Below are 16,947 nucleotides of genomic sequence, written 5' to 3'. Positions count from 1 at the left end.
GCCGGCGTGCAGGGCTACATGGTTGGCGGCAAGACCGGCACCTCGGAAAAGGTCAACGAGCGCGGCGGTTATAACCGCAAGGCGCTGTTCAACACCTTTGTTGCCGGCTTCCCGATGCACAACCCGCGCTACATCGTGCAGGTGATGCTGGACGAGCCGAAGGGCAATAAGAGCACCTATGGTTTCGCCACCGCCGGCTGGACTGCGGCGCCGACGGCTGGCCGCGTCATCAGCCGTATCGCGCCGCTGCTCGGGGTGCCGCCGGTGGACGAGAATTCGCCGGCGTTGCGCCAGGCCATGTATGTGCCGATCCCGGGCCAGCCGATGCCGAATTTCGCCGCCATTCCGGCCAGTCCGGTGCCGGCAACCGCAACGACCACCAGGACGCAGGAGAAGAAACTTGCGGCTCAGTGAGCTTTGCGCCGATCTCCCGCTCGATCCCCGCGCCGCCGCGCTGGATGTCGCCGGCCTGACCGCCGACAGCCGCGCCGTGCGCCCGGGCTATGTCTTCGCCGCGCTGAAAGGCACGCAGGCCGATGGCCATCGCTTCATTCCCGATGCGCGTGAAAAAGGCGCGGTCGCGGTGCTGAGCGATCATGTCGACCCGGCCTTCGCCGGCCAGATCGCCTTTGTCACCGATGCCAATCCGCGTCGTCGTCTGGCGCTGATGGCGGCAAACTTCTTCGGCGCACAGCCGCGGCATATCGCGGCTGTCACCGGCACCAATGGCAAGACCTCGGTGGCCAATTTCACCGCGCAGATCTGGAGCCGGCTGGGCTTCAAGAGCGCCAGCCTCGGCACACTCGGTCTGCACGGTGCTGGCCTTGACCTGCCGGTGGCGCATACCACGCCGGATCCGGTGCGGCTGCATGAGCTGTTGAGCAAGGCCCAGCAGGCGGGTGTCGAGCATTTGGCGCTGGAAGCCTCCAGCCATGGCCTCGATCAGTTCCGCCTCGATGGCATCGTGCCGCAGGCCGCCGCCTTCACCAACCTGACGCGCGACCATATGGACTACCACGCTTCGGTCGAGGCGTATTTCAATGCCAAGCTGCGGCTGTTCGACACGCTGTTGCCGGCCGGCGGTGCCGCCGTCATCAACATGGATTCCGCACTGGGTGCCAAGGTCGAACAGATCTGCACCCGCCGTGGCCAGCACCTGATCCGTTATGGCCTGCTCGGCACCGAACTCAAGCTGCTGTCTGCCGTGCCGCATGCCGGCGGTCTGGAAGTCCAGGCCGAAGTGTTCGGCGTGCGCCGCCATGTCGACCTGCCGCTGATCGGCGGTTTCCAGGCCAGTAATGTGCTGGCCGCTGTCGGCTTGGTGGTCGGCTGCGGCGTGCATGCGGCGGCAGCCTGGGAAACGCTCGACCATCTCGACGGCGTGCCCGGCCGCATGCAGAAGGCCGCGCAGCGCAAGAATGGCGCCAGCATCTTTGTCGATTACGCGCATACCCCCGATGCGCTGGAAACCGTGCTGAAGGCGGCGCGACCGCATGCCGTCGGGCGTCTGGTCGTGGTGTTCGGCTGTGGCGGCGACCGTGATCGCGGCAAGCGTCCGCTGATGGGCGACGTGGCAACCCGGCTGGCCGACCGCGTCTATGTCACCGACGACAACCCGCGCAGCGAAGATGCGGCAACGATCCGTGCCGCCATCATGGCGGCGGCGCCGGGTGCCACCGAGATCGGCGACCGTCGCGCGGCGATCTTCGCTGCTGTTGCTGAACTGCAGCCGGGCGATCTGCTGCTGGTGGCCGGCAAGGGCCATGAGCAGGGCCAGATTGTCGGCAACGAGGTGCGTCCCTTCGACGACCTGCTGGTGGCGCGCGAAGCCATGTCTGCAGCGGATGCAGGTTCAGGTTCGGGCAGCGCACCATACGGAGGTAAAGGTTAATGGAAGCTTTCGCGCTCTGGACGTCTGCCGAAGCTGCCTCCGCCATGCATGGACAGGGCGATGGCTTCTGGACTGCAAGCGGTGTTTCGATCGACAGCCGCACGGTAGGTTTCGGCGATCTCTTCATCGCTATCCGCGGTCCGAATTTCGACGGCCATGCCTTTGTCGCCGATGCGCTGGCGAAAGGTGCCGCGGCTGCAATGGTCGACAAAGGCCCGGAAACGCTGCCTGGCATGAATCTGCTGCGCGTGAAGGATACTTTTCAGGGTTTGAACGATCTGGCCGCAGCGGCGCGCCAGAGGTGCGGCGCGAAAGTCATCGGCGTCACCGGCAGCGTGGGCAAGACCTCGACCAAGGAAATGCTGCGCCAGGTGCTGGCCGAACAGGGCGCCACCCATGCGTCTGTCGGCAATCTCAACAATCACTGGGGTGTGCCGCTCACGCTGGCGCGCATGCCGGTCGACAGCCGCTTCGCCGTGATCGAGATGGGCATGAACCATGCCGGCGAGATCGCGCCGCTGTCGCGGCTGGCGCGCCCGCATATCGCCATCATCACCACCATCGAGCCGGTGCATCTGGAGAATTTCGACAGCATCGAAGGCATCGCCGATGCCAAGGCGGAAATCTTCGCCGGCCTCGAACCGGGCGGTATCGCCATCATCAACCGCGACACCCCGCATTTCGATCGCATTGCGGCGGCAGCGCGCGCTGCCGGTGCGGCTGACGTGATCGGCTTCGGCGAACATCCGCAGGCGCAGGCCAGGCTGGTGAAATACGCACCACATTCTTCCTGCTCCTGCGTGGCGGCCGATATCCTCGGTCATCCGATGACCTTCAAGATCGGTGCGCCGGGCCGCCACTGGGTGCTGAACGCGCTTGGCGTGCTGGCCGCCGTGCATCTTGCCGGTGGCGATCTGGCCGAAGCCGGTATGGCGCTGGCCGGTGTCACCGCGCCGAAGGGCCGGGGCGAACGTCATGCGCTTGACTGGCGCGACGGCGGCCAGATCGAACTGATCGACGACAGTTACAATGCCAGCCCGCCCAGCATGCGGGCCGCCTATGCCGTGCTGGCGATGGCCAAGCCGAGCAGCCCGCGTGGTCGCCGCATCGCCGTGATCGGCGACATGCTGGAACTCGGCCCCGAGGAACAGATCGCCCATACCGGCCTGGCTGAAGACCTGGTGCGCGAAAAGATCGACCTGGTCTTTGCCTGCGGCCCGCTGATGAAGGGCCTGTATGACGCGCTGCCGGCGCAGATGCGCGGTCATTACGCACCCAACTCGCTCGAGCTGATCCAGCCGCTGCGCCGCGCCATCCGCAGCGGCGACGTGCTGCTGGTCAAGGGTTCGCTGGGCAGCCGCATGGGCAAGATCATCGAAGATTTGTTGAACCCGGCGCCGGCGCCACGCGCCGCCAACGGCTGGTAAGGAAAGTTCAAAAAGAATGCTGTATCACCTGCTGTATCCGCTGGCCGACGAGATCAACATCCTCAATCTGTTTCGCTACATCACCTTCCGCACCGGCGGGGCGATCCTGACCGCCATGGTGCTGTCGTTTGTGATCGGCGAGCCGCTGATCAACTGGCTGCGCGCCAAGCAGGGGCGCGGCCAGCCGATCCGCGATGACGGCCCGGAAGGCCATCTGGTCAAGCGCGGCACGCCCACCATGGGCGGCTTCCTGATCCTGCTCGGTATCGGCGTCGGCACGCTGCTCTGGGCCGATCTCAGCAACCGCTATGTCTGGGTGGTGCTGCTGGTCACCTTCGGTTTTGGCCTGATCGGCTTCTACGACGACTATCTCAAGGTCACCAAGCAGAATCCGAAGGGTGTGCCGGGCAAGCTGAAGCTGGTGCTGCAGATCGTCATCGCCGGCTTTGCCGCGGTCTGGATCAACCAGATTGCCGCAGCCCCGCTCAACACCAGCCTCGCGGTGCCCTTCTTCAAGGATGTGCTGCTCAATCTCGGCTGGTTCATGATGCCGTTTGCCGCCTTTGTCATGATCGGTGCCTCCAATGCGGTGAATCTCACCGACGGTCTCGATGGGCTTGCCATCGTGCCGGTGATGATCGCCGCCGCCAGCTTCGGCCTGATCTGCTATCTGGTCGGCAACACGGTGTTCGCCAATTACCTGCAGATCCACAATGTTGCCGGCGCCGGCGAACTCGCGGTGTTCTGCGGTGCGCTGGTCGGTGCCGGCATCGGCTTCCTGTGGTTCAACGCACCGCCCGCCATGGTGTTCATGGGCGATACCGGTTCGCTGTCGCTGGGTGGCGCGCTCGGCACAGTCAGCGTCATCGTCAAGCATGAACTGGTGCTGGCGATCATCGGCGGGCTCTTCGTGCTCGAGACCGTGTCGGTGATGGTGCAGGTGGCCAGCTTCAAGCTGACCGGCAAGCGCGTCTTCCGCATGGCGCCGCTGCATCACCATTATGAAAAGAAGGGCTGGAAAGAGCCGACCATCGTGATCCGTTTCTGGATCGTCGCGGTGATCCTGGCGCTCGCCGGCCTCTCCACCCTGAAGCTGCGGTAAGCCACGCATGATCGCGCTCACCCACACACGCGGACAGACCTGGGCGGTGTTCGGCCTCGCCCGCAGCGGGCTGGCCACGGCGCGGGCGCTGATCGCCGGCGGCGCCGAAGTGCGCCTGTGGGATGACACCGAAGCTTCGCGGGCCGCCGCGGCGGCGGCCGGTTTCCAGCCGATGCAGCTGCATGAAGCCGCCCTGGTCGGCTGTGCCGGTCTGGCGCTGGCGCCGGGCGTGCCGCTCACCCATCCGGTGCCGAACCAGGTGGTGGCCAATGCCCAGCGCGCCGGTGTGCCGATCATCGGCGATATCGAACTGCTGCTGCGTGAACTGAAGCCGGCTGTCTATGGCATCACCGGCACCAACGGCAAATCCACCACCACGGCGCTGCTGGCGCATGTGCTGAAAGCCGCCGGCCGCCCGATGGCGATGGGTGGCAATATCGGCCAGGCCGTGCTCGACCTGCCGCGCTTCGAACGCGAAACAGACGGCGTTTACGTCATCGAGATGTCGTCATTCCAGATCGATCTCACGCCGGGCTGGCAGGCGCGCATCGCCGTGCTGCTTAACATCACGCCGGATCATCTCGATCGCCATGGCAGCATGGATGCCTATGCCGCGATCAAGGCGCGCATCTTCGGTGCCCAGGGTGCCGGCGACACGGCCGTGATCGGCGTCGATGACGATCATTGCCGCGCCATCCATGCCGCGCTGCTCTCTGAAAAGAGCAGCCGCAGCATTGTGCCGATTTCCATCCAGCGCGTGCTGGAGCAGGGCGTCAGCGCCGTCAACGGCAAGCTTTACGACAACGGCAAGCTTGTCTTCGCGCTCGATTTCCCGGCACTGCCCGGTGCGCATAACGGCCAGAATATCGCCGCTGCCTATGCCGCTGCGCGCGCTGCTGGCCTTGAAGCCGATGCGATCCGCGCCGGCATTGCCAGCTTCCCCGGTCTGAAGCATCGCCTCCAGCGCGTCGGCAGCATCGACGGCATCAGCTGCATCAATGACTCCAAGGCCACCAATGCGGATTCCACCGAAAAGGCGCTGGCGGCCTTCGACAATGTCTACTGGATCGCGGGTGGCAAGGCGAAAGAGGGTGGCATTGCCAGCCTGAAGCCGCTGTTCCCGCGCATCCGTCGCGCCAGCCTGATCGGCGAGGCGGCCACCGATTTCGCCGCCACGCTGGGCAGCAGCGTGCCGCATGCGCTCTGCGGCACGCTGGACAAGGCGCTCGACGATGCGCTTACGGCGGCGCGCAGGGACCGCATCCAGGATGCCGTGGTGCTGCTGTCGCCGGCCTGCGCCTCCTATGACCAGTTCAGGAGTTTCGAGCATCGCGGCGATGAATTCATCCGCCTGGTGGCCGAACGCAGCACAGACGAGCAGGGAGCTGCGGCATGATCACGTTTTCGCGCACCGATACCTCCGTGCTCGGCCGCTGGTGGTGGACGGTCGACCGCTGGCTGCTGATCGCCATCGCCGTGCTGATCGCGGTCGGCACCGTGCTGACGCTGGCCGCCTCGCCAGCCGTGGCCAACCGCATCGGTCTCGCCAATTTCCATTTCGTGCAGCGCCAGATGGTCTTCCTGGTACCGGCGATGCTGATCATGGTCGGCACCTCTCTGCTCGATCCGGTCGGCATCCGCCGTGTCGCCATCGTGGTTTTCCTGGGCGCACTGGCCGGCATGTGCCTCACCTTCGTCATGGGCATCGAGGTCAAGGGCGCGCATCGCTGGATCTCCTTCGGCGGCCTGTCGGTGCAGCCATCCGAATTCGTCAAGCCGGCCTTTGCCGTGGTTGCCGCCTGGCTGTTTGCCGAATGGCGCAAGGGCACCGGCTTCCCCGGCTGGGCGATCTCGACCGTGCTGTGCGGCATTGTCGTCGGCGTGCTGCTGCTGCAGCCCGATCTCGGCATGGCGGTGGTTGTCTGCGCCGTGTGGATGGCGCAGTTCTTCATCGCCGGCCTGCCCATCGTGCTGGTGCTGGCCTTGGGTGCGCTCGGCCTTGCCGGCATCTTCGGCGCCTATCTGATCTTCCCGCATGTCGCCAGCCGCATCGACCGCTTCCTCGATCCGGCAGCGAAAGAGAACTACCAGATCGAGCGCGCCATGGAGGCTTTCGCCGCCGGCGGCATCTGGGGCCGCGGTCCGGGCGAGGGCGCGGTGAAAAGCGTGCTGCCCGATGCCCATACCGATTTCATTTTCGCTGTCGCCGGCGAGGAATTCGGCCTGTTCGCCTGCCTGTTCATCGTCGGCATCTTCGCCTTCATCGTGCTGCGCTGCTTCTCGCGCCTGATGACCGAGAACAACCTGTTCGTGCTGCTGGCCGCCGCCGGCCTCACCACCCAGTTCGGCCTGCAGGCCGTGATCAACATCGGCGTCAACCTGCATCTGCTGCCGACCAAGGGCATGACGCTGCCATTCATTTCCTATGGCGGCTCGTCGCTGCTGGCGCTGGCCTTTGCCATGGGTATGCTGCTGGCGCTGACGCGCTGGCGTCCGGATAACGGGGCAGTGCGATGACCGCTGCTGAGAATCCGATCCTGCTCGCTGCCGGCGGCACCGGCGGCCATGTCTTCCCGGCCGAGGCGCTGGCGGCCGAACTGCTCAGGCGCGGCCATCGCGTCGGTCTGGTTACCGATACGCGCGGCAAGGGCTTTGGCCAGAACCTGCCGGAACTGCCGCTCTATCGCATTCCCGCGGGCACGCCGAGCGGCCGTTCACTGCCCGGCAAGCTGATGAGCATGGTGGATATCGCACGCGGCGTGCTGGCGAGCCTGACGTTGCTCGGCCTGACCCGGCCGGTCGCCGTGGTCGGCTTCGGCGGCTATCCGGCGCTGCCGCTGCTGCTGGCGGCAAAGCTGCGCAGGATTCCCATCGTCATCCATGAACAGAATGCCGTGCTCGGCCGCGTCAACCGCCTGGTTGCGCGCTTCGCTGCCCGCATCGCCACGTCGTTCCCGGCCACGCATTTCCTGCCCGAGCATGTCGCTGTCACGGTCACCGGCAATCCGGTGCGTCCGGCGATCCTGACCGCGGCCGATGTGCCCTACCACGCGCCGGAACAGGCCTTGCGTCTGCTGGTGCTGGGCGGCAGTCAGGGTGCCCGCGTGCTGTCCGATGTAGTCCCGGCGGCGCTGGCGCTGCTGCCGGCCGAGATGCGCAAGCGTCTGAAGGTGGTGCAGCAGTGCAGGACGGAAGACCTCGAGCGCGTGCGCGCCACCTATGACGCAGCCGGCATCAGCGCCGAGACCGCCAGTTTCTTCACCGATGTGGCACAGCGGCTCGCCGTCACGCATCTCGCCGTCAGCCGCTCCGGTGCCAGCAGCACCGCCGAGATTGCCGTGGTCGGCCGTCCGGCTTTGCTGGTGCCCTATGCCCATGCGATGGACGACCACCAGACCGTCAATGCCCAGGCACTGGCCCAGGCCGGCGGCGCCCAGGTGATCGCACAGGACAAGTTCACCATCGAGCGGGTTACGGCCGCCTTCGTCAATCTGCTGGGCGATCCGGCTGCGCTCAGCGACATGGCCTCTGCGGCGCGCAGCGTCGGCCGCCCGCTTGCGGCGCAGGCGCTGGCCGACCTGGTCGAACGCGTGGCCACCGAACATCGCCAGGCTGCGGCGACTGCCGCACAGCCTGTCTCCAAGGATCATTCAGTGAAGAGGACCGCGGCATGAGAGCGTTGCCGCTCGATATCGGGATCATCCATTTCGTCGGCATTGGCGGCATTGGCATGTCGGGCATTGCCGAGGTGATGCACAATCTCGGCTACCAGGTGCAGGGCTCGGATCTCAGCGCCAACTATAACGTCAAGCGCCTGCGTGATCTCGGCATCACGGTGTTCGAGGGTCATCGCGAGGAGAATGTCGCCGCTGCCGAAGTGCTGGTGGTCTCCACCGCGGTGAAGCCCGACAACCCGGAAGTGAAGGCGGCGCGTGCCCGTCTGATTCCCGTGGTGCGCCGCGCCGAGATGCTGGGCGAGCTGATGCGCCTGAAATGGGCCATCGCCATCGCCGGCACCCATGGCAAGACCACCACCACCTCGCTGGTCGCTGCCCTGCTGGAAGCCGCCGGCATGGACCCCACCGTCATCAACGGCGGCATCATCAATGCTTATGGCACCAATGCCCGTCTGGGCGCTGGCGAATGGATGGTGGTGGAAGCCGACGAGAGCGACGGCACCTTCCTCAAGCTGCCGGCCACCATTGCTGTGGTCACCAACATCGACCCCGAGCATCTCGACCATTACGGCACCTTCGACAAGGTGCGCGACGGCTTCAAGCAGTTCGTCGAGAGCATTCCCTTCTACGGCTTCGCCACGCTGTGCATCGACCATCCGGAAGTGCAGGCGATGATCGGCCGCATCACCGACCGCCGTGTCATCACCTATGGGTTTTCGCCGCAGGCCGATGTGCGGGCGGTGAATGTGACTTTCGACAGCCGTGGCGCCACCTTTGACGTCCAGTCGACCGACCGCACGCGCGGCACCAACGACACCATCACCGGCATCCACCTGCCGATGTTCGGCCGCCATAACGTGCAGAACTCTCTTGTCGTTGCCGCCATCGCCCGCGAGATGGGCTTCAGCGGCGATGTGGTGAAGAAGGCGCTCGGCAGCTTCGGCGGCGTCAAGCGCCGCTTCACCATCACCGGCACCGCCGGCGGCATCACCGTGGTCGACGATTACGGCCACCATCCGGTGGAAATCTCCGCGGTGCTGTCGGCGGCGCGGCTGGCGCTGGGCGACCGGCCGGAGGCCAAGGTGATCGCCGTGGTGCAGCCGCATCGCTACACCCGCCTGCGCGACCTGTTCGAGGATTTCTGCTCCTGCTTCAACGACGCCGATACGGTGATTGTCGCCGATGTCTATGCCGCTGGCGAAAGCCCCATCGAGGGCGTCAGCCGCGATGCCCTGGTGGAAGGCCTGCGCAATCGCGGCCATCGCCGCGTGCTGGCACTCACCGCGCCGGATCAGCTGGCCGCTCTGGTGAAACAGGAAGCCGCCAGCGGCGACCTTGTTGTCTGCCTCGGCGCCGGCAGCATCACCACCTGGGCCAATGCGCTGCCGGGTGAATTGCAGGCCCTGCTCGGCAAGGGGGCGGCATGATGGCAGCCGAACTGATCCGGCAGGACGACCTGATCGCGCGGCTGCCCGCCGTGCGCGGTCGGCTGTCGGCGCAGGCCAGCCTTGCCGAGATCACCTGGTTCCGTGTTGGTGGTGCGGCGGATGTCATGTTCCGGCCGGCCGACCGCGACGACCTGATTGGCTTCCTGAAAGCCAAGCCCGCCGATGTGCCGGTCACCGTGCTCGGCGTCGGGTCCAACACGCTGGTGCGTGATGGCGGTGTCGTCGGCGTGGTGATCCGTCTGGGTCGCGGTTTCGTCGAGATCGAAGCAGAAGGCGACGAGATCACCGCCGGCGCCGGCGCGCTCGATGTGAATGTGGCGCAGACCGCGCAGATGCATGGCATCAGTGGACTGGAATTCCTGCGCGGCATTCCTGGCACGGTCGGCGGTGGCCTGCGCATGAATGCCGGTGCTTACGGCACCGAATTCAAGGATGTGCTGCTCTGGGCCGAGGCCGTGGACATGCAGGGCAACCTGCATCGCCTGACGCCGGCCGAGATGATGTTCAGCTATCGCCACAGCGGCGTGCCGGAAGACTGGATTTTCCTCGGCTGCCGTCTGAAGGGCCGCGCCGGTGACAAGGCCGCGATCCAGCAGCGCATGGACGAGATCCAGGCCGCCCGCGAAGCGAGCCAGCCGATCCGTACCCGCACCGGCGGTTCGACCTTCGCAAATCCCGAAGGTCACAAGGCCTGGCAGTTGATCGATGCCGCCGGTTGCCGCGGTCTGGTCGTGGGCGATGCACAGGTATCCGAGCAGCACTGCAATTTCCTGATCAACCGTGGCCAGGCCACGGCGGCCGATCTGGAGGCGCTGGGCGAGACCGTGCGGCAGAAGGTGAAAGCACAGAGCGGTATTGAGCTGCGCTGGGAAATCAAACGTATCGGCAAGAAGGACGGCGGCCATGAGTAAGCATCATGTCGCAGTCCTGATGGGCGGCTGGTCGTCGGAACGCGAGGTTTCGCTCACCTCCGGTCGTGCCGTGTCGCAGGCGCTGAAAGAAGAGGGCTTCAAGGTCACCGATATCGATGTCGGTCGCGATCTCGGCGCCAAGCTGGCCGCCGTGAAGCCCGATGTCGCCTTCAACGCGCTGCATGGTCCCTATGGCGAGGACGGTACGGTGCAGGGCCTGCTGGAAATCCTCGGTATCCCCTATACCCACTCCGGCGTGCTGGCCTCGGCGCTGGCGATGAGCAAGCCGATGGCGAAAGATGTGTGGCGCAGCCACGGCCTGCCGATGGCCGATGGCAAGGTGGTGCATCGCTCGGCATTTTCCGCCGGACCGGTGATGCCGTTCCCCTATGTCATCAAGCCGCTCAACGAGGGTTCCTCGGTCGGCGTGCATATCGTCTTCAACGGCGACAACTACCAGCCGCAGGACGATGCCACCTGGCATTTCGGCGAGCATGTGCTGGTCGAACAGTATATCCCCGGCCGCGAGATCCAGATCGCGGTGATGGGTGATCGCGTGCTGGGCGCCATCGAGATCAAGGCGCATGGCCGCTTCTACGACTATGAGGCCAAATACACCGACGGCAAGGCCACGCATCTGATGCCGGCGCCACTGCCCAAGGACACCTACGATTATGTCTGCGCGCTGGCGCTGAAGGCGCACCAGACGCTGGGCTGCCGCGGCGTCACCCGCTCCGACTGGCGCTATGACGATACCGCGGGCGGCACCGGCAAATTCTACCTGCTGGAAATCAACACCCAGCCGGGCATGACGCCGCTGTCGCTGGTGCCGGAAATCGCCGCCCATCAGGGCATCTCGTTCGGCCAGCTGGTGCGCTGGATGGTGGAGGACGCCTCATGCGATCGCTAGTGGTGCTTCCCGAAGATCGTCCCTGCGCGCCCTGTGCGCCGACTTTGCCGCCAGCGCGGCCGAAAGGCTATTGCCGGCCGCTGCCGCCGGCACGCAAGCGGCCGAAATCGGTGCTGTGGCGTCGCGTCAAGCAAAGCCTCGGCGCGCTGCTGGTCGCCGGCTTCGCCAGCGGCGGTGCCTATATCTGGCTCAAGACCGACTGGCCGGCCCAGGCGCGCGCCATGGCGCAGGAAGTGGTGGGCGAGGCGGGTGCCACGGTCGACATGCGGCTGGGTGAAGTGAACCTGCAGGGCCGCGTGCATGCGCCGCTCGATGCACTGGCCGATGCAGTTGGCGTCGAGCGTGGCGAGCCGATCCTGGCGCTTGATCTGGATGCCGTGCGCCGCCGCGTCGAGGCCATCGGCTGGGTCAAACAGGCCACCGTGTGGCGGCAGCTGCCCGACACCCTGCATATCGAGATCGTCGAGCGCGAGGCTTTCGCGCGCTGGCAGATCGATGGCCGCGTCTACCTGATCGATGTCGATGGCAAGATGCTGGAAGAGGGTGATCGGCCCGACTTCCACCACTTGTTCCTGCTGGTCGGTGCCGGCGCCTCCGACAAGGCGCATGACCTGCTCGGCATGTTGCAGAGTGACCCCATGCTGGCATCGCGCGTGGTCAATGCGATCCGCGTGCGCAACCGCCGCTGGGATATCGAATTCGACAACGGCATCGTGGTGCGCCTGCCCGAAGACGGCGCCGCAGCGGCCTGGTCCCGCCTGATCGAGCTGGAGCGCAGCCACGGCCTGCTGCGCCGCGACATCAAGGTGGTCGACCTGCGGCTCGACGACCGCCTGATCGTGCAACTGAACCCCGATATCGACGCGCCGCCGCCCACCACGTCGCCGCGCCCGGGAAAGAAACGGACATGAAGATGCGCATTGCTCGCGAGGGGAACTGAACCATGGCTGTATCGCGCAACGGACTGATCGCCGCACTCGATGTCGGCTCGTCCAAGGTCTGCTGCTTCATCGCGCGCAGCGATGGCGGCGCGCTGCGGGTGATCGGCATCGGCCACCAGCTGTCGCGCGGTCTGCGCAACGGCAACGTGATCGACATGGACCAGGCCGAACAGTCGATCCGTGCCGCGGTGGAAACCGCCGAACGCATGTGCGGCGAAACCATCCGCGATGTCTTCGTCAGCGTGAATGCCGGCAATCCGCAATCGCACAGCGTGGGTGTCGAGGTCGCCATCGACGGCCATGAGGTCACCGACCACGATGTGGCGCTGGTGCTCGACCAGGGTCGACGCCATGAGCATCCGGGCGACCGCGAGATCGTCCACTCGATCCCGGTCGGCTACACCATCGACGGCTCGCGCGGCATCAAGGATCCGCGCGGCATGGCCTGCGAACGGCTTGGCGTGAACATGCATGTCATCACCGCCGGCTCCGGTCCGCTGCGCAACCTGTCGACCTGCGTTGCCCGCGGCCACCTGCGCATCGCCGGGCGAATCGTCTCGCCGTTTGCCGCCGGGCTCGCCTGCCTGGTCGAGGACGAGATGGATCTGGGCGTCACCCTGCTCGATATGGGCGGCGGCACCACCAGTCTTGCCGTCTTCTATGACGGCCAGCTGGTCCATGTGGATGTCGTGCCGCTGGGCGGCCATCATGTCACCAACGATATCGCCCGGGGTCTTTCCACCCCGCTGGCCCATGCCGAACGCCTCAAGACGCTCTACGGCACCGTGCTGCCGTCGCCGTCCGACGACACCGAGACCATCGACGTGCCGCAGGTCGGCGAGATCGATGACCATACCCATAACCAGGTGCCGCGTTCGATCCTGACCGGCATCATCAAGCCGCGACTCGAAGAGACCCTGGAACAGGTGCGCGAGCGACTCGCGCAGTCCGGATTCGAGAAGCTGGCCGGCCGCCGCGTGGTGCTCACCGGTGGTGCCAGCCAGTTGCAGGGCGTGCGCGAACTGGCCGCCCGCATTCTCGACAAACAGGTGCGCCTGGGCCGACCGATCCGTGTCGGCGGCCTGGCAGAGGCAACCGGTGGTCCGGCCTTCTCGGCCTGTGCCGGTTTGCTCTCCTACGCTCAACAGCAGGCGGCTGAGCGCATGATCCGTTTGCCTGAACCCGAGCCCGCACCCAACGGCACGATCTCACGAATCGGCCGCTGGTTGCGGGCCAATTTCTGACCGCGTGGTGATGACAATGGAGACCACTTCAAAAACACCTAGCAACCACGCGGTTTTTGCAATGTCGCTTGCATCATGCAGCGACTTTGGTCAAAGCAACTTGTAACCCTGGAGGAGAACATGGGTATCAATCTCACCATGCCGACCACACGGGAGCTGAAGCCCCGTATCGTCGTCTTTGGCGTCGGCGGTGCCGGCGGCAATGCGGTTAACAACATGATCGCCGCCCAGCTTGAGGGCGTCGAGTTCGTGGCCGCCAATACCGACGCCCAGTCGCTGAATATGTCGCTCACCGAGCGGCGCATCCAGCTGGGCACCGCGCTGACCCAGGGCCTGGGCTGCGGCGCTCGGCCGGAAGTCGGCCGCGGCTCGGCCGAAGAATCGATCGAACAGATCCTCGAGCATCTGCAGGGCAGCCATATGGCCTTCGTGGCGGCCGGTATGGGCGGCGGCACCGGTACCGGTGCGGCTCCCGTGATCGCCCGTGCGGCCAAGGAAATGGGCATCCTCACCGTGGGTGTGGTGACCAAGCCCTTCTCGTTTGAGGGCAGCCAGCGCATGAAACTGGCCGAGGCCGGCATCCGCGAACTGCAGCAGTATGTCGACACCCTCATCATCATCCCGAACCAGAACCTGTTCCGGGTGGCGAATGAGAAGACCACCTTTGCCGATGCCTTCAAGATGGCCGACAACGTCCTGCAGTCGGGCGTGCGCGGCATCACCGACCTGATGGTGATGCCCGGCCTGATCAACCTCGACTTCGCCGACGTGCGTTCGGTGATGAGCGAGATGGGCAAGGCCATGATGGGCACCGGCGAGGCCGAGGGCGAGCATCGCGCCATCGAGGCCGCCGAGCGTGCCATCGCCAACCCGCTGCTGGACGATATCTCGATGAAGGGCGCCCGCGGCGTGCTCATCAATATCACCGGCGGTCCGGACCTGACCCTGTTCGAGGTCGATGAAGCCGCCAACCGCATCCGCGAGGAAGTGGACCCGGAGGCCAATATCATCGTCGGCTCGACGCTGGATGCCAATATGGAAGGCCGCATGCGGGTTTCCGTGGTCGCCACCGGCATCGATGTCGTCGCCCAGCAGGCCGGTCAGCCGCAGACCTCGCCGGGCCTGCGCCTGGTCACTCCGCCGCAGGCCAAGCCGGTCAGCTTCGGTGCCGTCGCGCCGCGCGCCGCCCAGCCGGTTGCCGCCATGCAGGCGGCGCCGATGATGGCGCCGGCCGTTCAGCCGGTTGTCGCCCAGGCGGCCGCCGCGCCGATGACGGCTCCCATGACGGCAGGTGCCACCGCCCTGGCGATGCCCGAGCCGATGCCGGCGATGGCCGAACCCGCCTACGAGCTGCCGGCGCCTGCCGAGCTGCCCGAAAGCGTGATGGCGCATGCGACCCTGCAGGCCGGCGAACCGGCCGCGATCATCGCGGCTGCTCCGGTGCTGGAACCGGCACAGCCGCGACCCTTCGCGGCGACGCTGGCCGAAGCCCAGGCTGCCCCGGTGAGCTTCGCTCCGCCCGCGGCCCAGCCGATGCCGGCACCGACGATGGCGGGCGAGGCCCTGCGCCAGCCCGATCCCTTCGCCGAAGCCGACATGGTCAACAAGCCGGTTGAGCCGAAGAAGAAGACCAGCCTGTTCGACCGGATCACCGGTGCGGCCCGCCGCGCCGAGGCCGAGCCGGCACCGCTGACGCGCCAGGCCGAACCGCAGTTCACCCGCCAGGCCCCGCCGGCTGCCCCTGTGGCACCGTCAATGGCGTCTGCGGCGACCGTGCGCGTCGAGCCGCCGCGTCAGGCCGATCTTGGCCTGGTCGCCTCGGCTGAACGGGCGGCGCCGACCCGGCCGCAGGATGATTTGCTGGACATTCCAGCCTTCCTGCGACGACAGGCGAACTGAGGTTTCAAAACCTCTCTAACGCTTTGATTCATATACAGGAATCGGCGTTACAACTGGTTACATAGAGTGATTTGTTGAAGCCGGGGGTGGTTGCTACAACCATCCCCGGTTTTCTTTTTGCGCGAACACGTCCGATTCGCGATCCAGTTCAAGGAGTTCCCAGTGCTCAATTCCGGCAAGATCGCCCAGAAGACGCTGAAGAACCGCATCAAGTGCTCCGGTATCGGTCTGCACAGCGGGGCGAAGGTGACTCTGGTGCTGAATCCGGCTGCGCCTGACACCGGTGTGGTGTTCCGTCGCGTCGACTTGCCGGGCCGGCCGCTGGTGAGCGCCCGCTTTGACCAGGTCACCGACCTGCGCATGTGCACCACTGTTGCCGCCGGCGAAGGTATTTCGATCGGTACCGTCGAGCATCTGATGGCCGCGCTGGCCGGCCTTGGCGTCGACAACGTGCTGATCGATATCGACGGTCCGGAAGTGCCGGTGATGGACGGCTCGTCCGCGCCCTTCGTCTTCCTGATCGAATGCGCCGACCTGATCGAACAGGTTGCCCCGCGCAAGTATCTCAAGGTGCTGAAGCCGATCTCGGTGAGCGAAGGCAATGCCTCGGCGTCGCTGGCCCCGGCCGATGGTTTCACCATCGATTTCGAGATCGAGTTCGCCAACAAGATGATCGGTCGCCAGAGCGCCGAATTCCAGCTTGAGCCGGGCCGTTTCAAGGCCGATATCGCGCGCGCGCGCACCTTCGGTTTCGTCCAGGAAGTGGAACAGCTGCGCGCCATGGGCCTCGCCCGCGGCGGTTCGCTGGAGAATGCCGTGGTGCTCGGCCATGATCGCATCCTGAATGACGACGGCCTGCGTTACGACGACGAATTCGTGCGCCACAAGATTCTCGATGCCCTGGGCGACCTGTATCTCGCCGGCGCGCCGCTGATCGGCCGTTACGAAGGCCGCCGCTCGGGCCATGCCGTCAACAACAAGCTGCTCAAGGCGCTGTTCGCCGACCAGAGCGCCTATGCCTGGACCACCCACACCAAGCTGCGCGAGACGGCGCGGATCATGCCGGTGGCCGAACTGGCCGGCAGCCGCATGCGTCCGGCCATTGCCGCCGAGGCCGCGCTGTAAGCACCCGCCTCATCCTGGTTTGGAAAGCCCCGCGCAAGCGGGGCTTTTTCTTTGGCTGCGCGATCACAAAGACCAGGCGATTACAAAAAAAGCCCCGCAGAAGCGGGGCTTTTGTCGCCGGAGGAGAGTCGGCGCTGAAATCTCCGGTCGCCGGTCTTAGTCGGCGGTGCCGAGTTCCTCGTCCTTGTAGCGGCTGGCGATGCTCTTGATCAGACCGGCCACTGCGGAACGGATCGTGGTGTCTTCGATGTCGCTGAAGTTGCGCACCAGTTCGATGGTCGAGCGGTTCTTGCCGCCATGTTCCATCGGCTTGCTCTCCAGGCGGGCTTCCAGGCCCTCGAAGAAATAGGCCATGTCGACCTGCAGGCGCTG

Annotated in this window: 15 protein-coding genes; 14 read left to right on the top strand and 1 reads right to left on the bottom strand. The window is 65.8% G+C overall.

The features are described 5' to 3' along the window. The 14 genes from AAG799_RS17575 to lpxC all read left to right on the top strand — a co-directional run. A partial coding sequence (locus tag AAG799_RS17575; RefSeq protein WP_341897996.1) for a penicillin-binding transpeptidase domain-containing protein occupies window positions 1–414 on the top strand: 414 nt, incomplete at its 5' end. After that, on the top strand, window positions 401–1,891 hold the full coding sequence (locus AAG799_RS17570; RefSeq protein WP_341897995.1) for a UDP-N-acetylmuramoyl-L-alanyl-D-glutamate--2,6-diaminopimelate ligase: 1,491 nt from the start codon (window positions 401–403) through the stop codon (window positions 1,889–1,891). The genes AAG799_RS17575 and AAG799_RS17570, both read left to right, overlap by 14 nt. Continuing rightward, window positions 1,891–3,318 (top strand): UDP-N-acetylmuramoylalanyl-D-glutamyl-2,6-diaminopimelate--D-alanyl-D-alanine ligase, encoded by a 1,428-nt coding sequence (locus AAG799_RS17565; RefSeq protein ID WP_341897994.1) that lies wholly within the window; start codon window positions 1,891–1,893, stop codon window positions 3,316–3,318. The genes AAG799_RS17570 and AAG799_RS17565 overlap by 1 nt, the downstream gene beginning before the upstream one ends. Before the next feature lie 16 nt (window positions 3,319–3,334). Beyond that, the gene (gene mraY, locus AAG799_RS17560; protein WP_341897992.1) at window positions 3,335–4,420 is read left to right on the top strand and encodes a phospho-N-acetylmuramoyl-pentapeptide-transferase; all 1,086 of its coding nucleotides are present in this window, start codon (window positions 3,335–3,337) and stop codon (window positions 4,418–4,420) included. A gap of 7 nt (window positions 4,421–4,427) precedes the next feature. Continuing rightward, complete coding sequence (gene murD, locus AAG799_RS17555) at window positions 4,428–5,816, top strand: UDP-N-acetylmuramoyl-L-alanine--D-glutamate ligase (RefSeq protein WP_341897990.1); 1,389 nt, start codon at window positions 4,428–4,430, stop codon at window positions 5,814–5,816. Next, window positions 5,813–6,937, top strand: coding sequence for a putative lipid II flippase FtsW (ftsW, locus tag AAG799_RS17550; RefSeq protein WP_341897988.1), 1,125 nt, complete (start codon window positions 5,813–5,815; stop codon window positions 6,935–6,937). The genes murD and ftsW overlap by 4 nt, the downstream gene beginning before the upstream one ends. Next, the gene (gene murG / locus AAG799_RS17545; RefSeq protein ID WP_341897986.1) at window positions 6,934–8,094 is read left to right on the top strand and encodes an undecaprenyldiphospho-muramoylpentapeptide beta-N-acetylglucosaminyltransferase; all 1,161 of its coding nucleotides are present in this window, start codon (window positions 6,934–6,936) and stop codon (window positions 8,092–8,094) included. Before ftsW ends, murG begins: the two co-directional genes overlap by 4 nt. Beyond that, window positions 8,091–9,524 (top strand): UDP-N-acetylmuramate--L-alanine ligase, encoded by a 1,434-nt coding sequence (gene murC / locus AAG799_RS17540; protein ID WP_341897985.1) that lies wholly within the window; start codon window positions 8,091–8,093, stop codon window positions 9,522–9,524. Before murG ends, murC begins: the two co-directional genes overlap by 4 nt. Next, window positions 9,521–10,456, top strand: a complete 936-nt coding sequence (murB, locus tag AAG799_RS17535) for a UDP-N-acetylmuramate dehydrogenase (RefSeq protein WP_341897983.1) — start codon at window positions 9,521–9,523, stop codon at window positions 10,454–10,456. The genes murC and murB overlap by 4 nt, the downstream gene beginning before the upstream one ends. Continuing rightward, complete coding sequence (locus tag AAG799_RS17530; RefSeq protein WP_341897981.1) at window positions 10,449–11,366, top strand: D-alanine--D-alanine ligase; 918 nt, start codon at window positions 10,449–10,451, stop codon at window positions 11,364–11,366. The genes murB and AAG799_RS17530 overlap by 8 nt, the downstream gene beginning before the upstream one ends. After that, window positions 11,354–12,277 carry a cell division protein FtsQ/DivIB gene (locus tag AAG799_RS17525; RefSeq protein ID WP_341897979.1) on the top strand — a complete coding sequence of 308 codons (924 nt, stop codon included), beginning with the start codon at window positions 11,354–11,356 and terminating at the stop codon, window positions 12,275–12,277. Before AAG799_RS17530 ends, AAG799_RS17525 begins: the two co-directional genes overlap by 13 nt. Before the next feature lie 32 nt (window positions 12,278–12,309). Continuing rightward, on the top strand, window positions 12,310–13,551 hold the full coding sequence (ftsA, locus tag AAG799_RS17520; protein ID WP_341897978.1) for a cell division protein FtsA: 1,242 nt from the start codon (window positions 12,310–12,312) through the stop codon (window positions 13,549–13,551). A 120-nt stretch (window positions 13,552–13,671) separates the two neighbouring features. Further along, on the top strand, window positions 13,672–15,450 hold the full coding sequence (gene ftsZ / locus AAG799_RS17515) for a cell division protein FtsZ (protein ID WP_341897975.1): 1,779 nt from the start codon (window positions 13,672–13,674) through the stop codon (window positions 15,448–15,450). Window positions 15,451–15,612: 162 nt separating this feature from the next. Then, on the top strand, window positions 15,613–16,575 hold the full coding sequence (gene lpxC / locus AAG799_RS17510) for a UDP-3-O-acyl-N-acetylglucosamine deacetylase (protein ID WP_341897974.1): 963 nt from the start codon (window positions 15,613–15,615) through the stop codon (window positions 16,573–16,575). Between the two features lie 156 nt (window positions 16,576–16,731). Here the strand turns inward: lpxC and AAG799_RS17505 are convergent. Then, window positions 16,732–16,947: hypothetical protein (locus AAG799_RS17505; RefSeq protein ID WP_341897973.1), on the bottom strand; the 216-nt coding region annotated here is incomplete at its 5' end.

The organism is Ferrovibrio terrae, assembly GCF_943371255.1.
GTDB classification, from domain to species: Bacteria; Pseudomonadota; Alphaproteobacteria; order Ferrovibrionales; family Ferrovibrionaceae; genus Ferrovibrio; species Ferrovibrio terrae_B.
The sequence above is the reverse complement of the archived record's forward strand: the minus strand, read 5'-3'. Positions and strand labels throughout refer to the sequence as shown.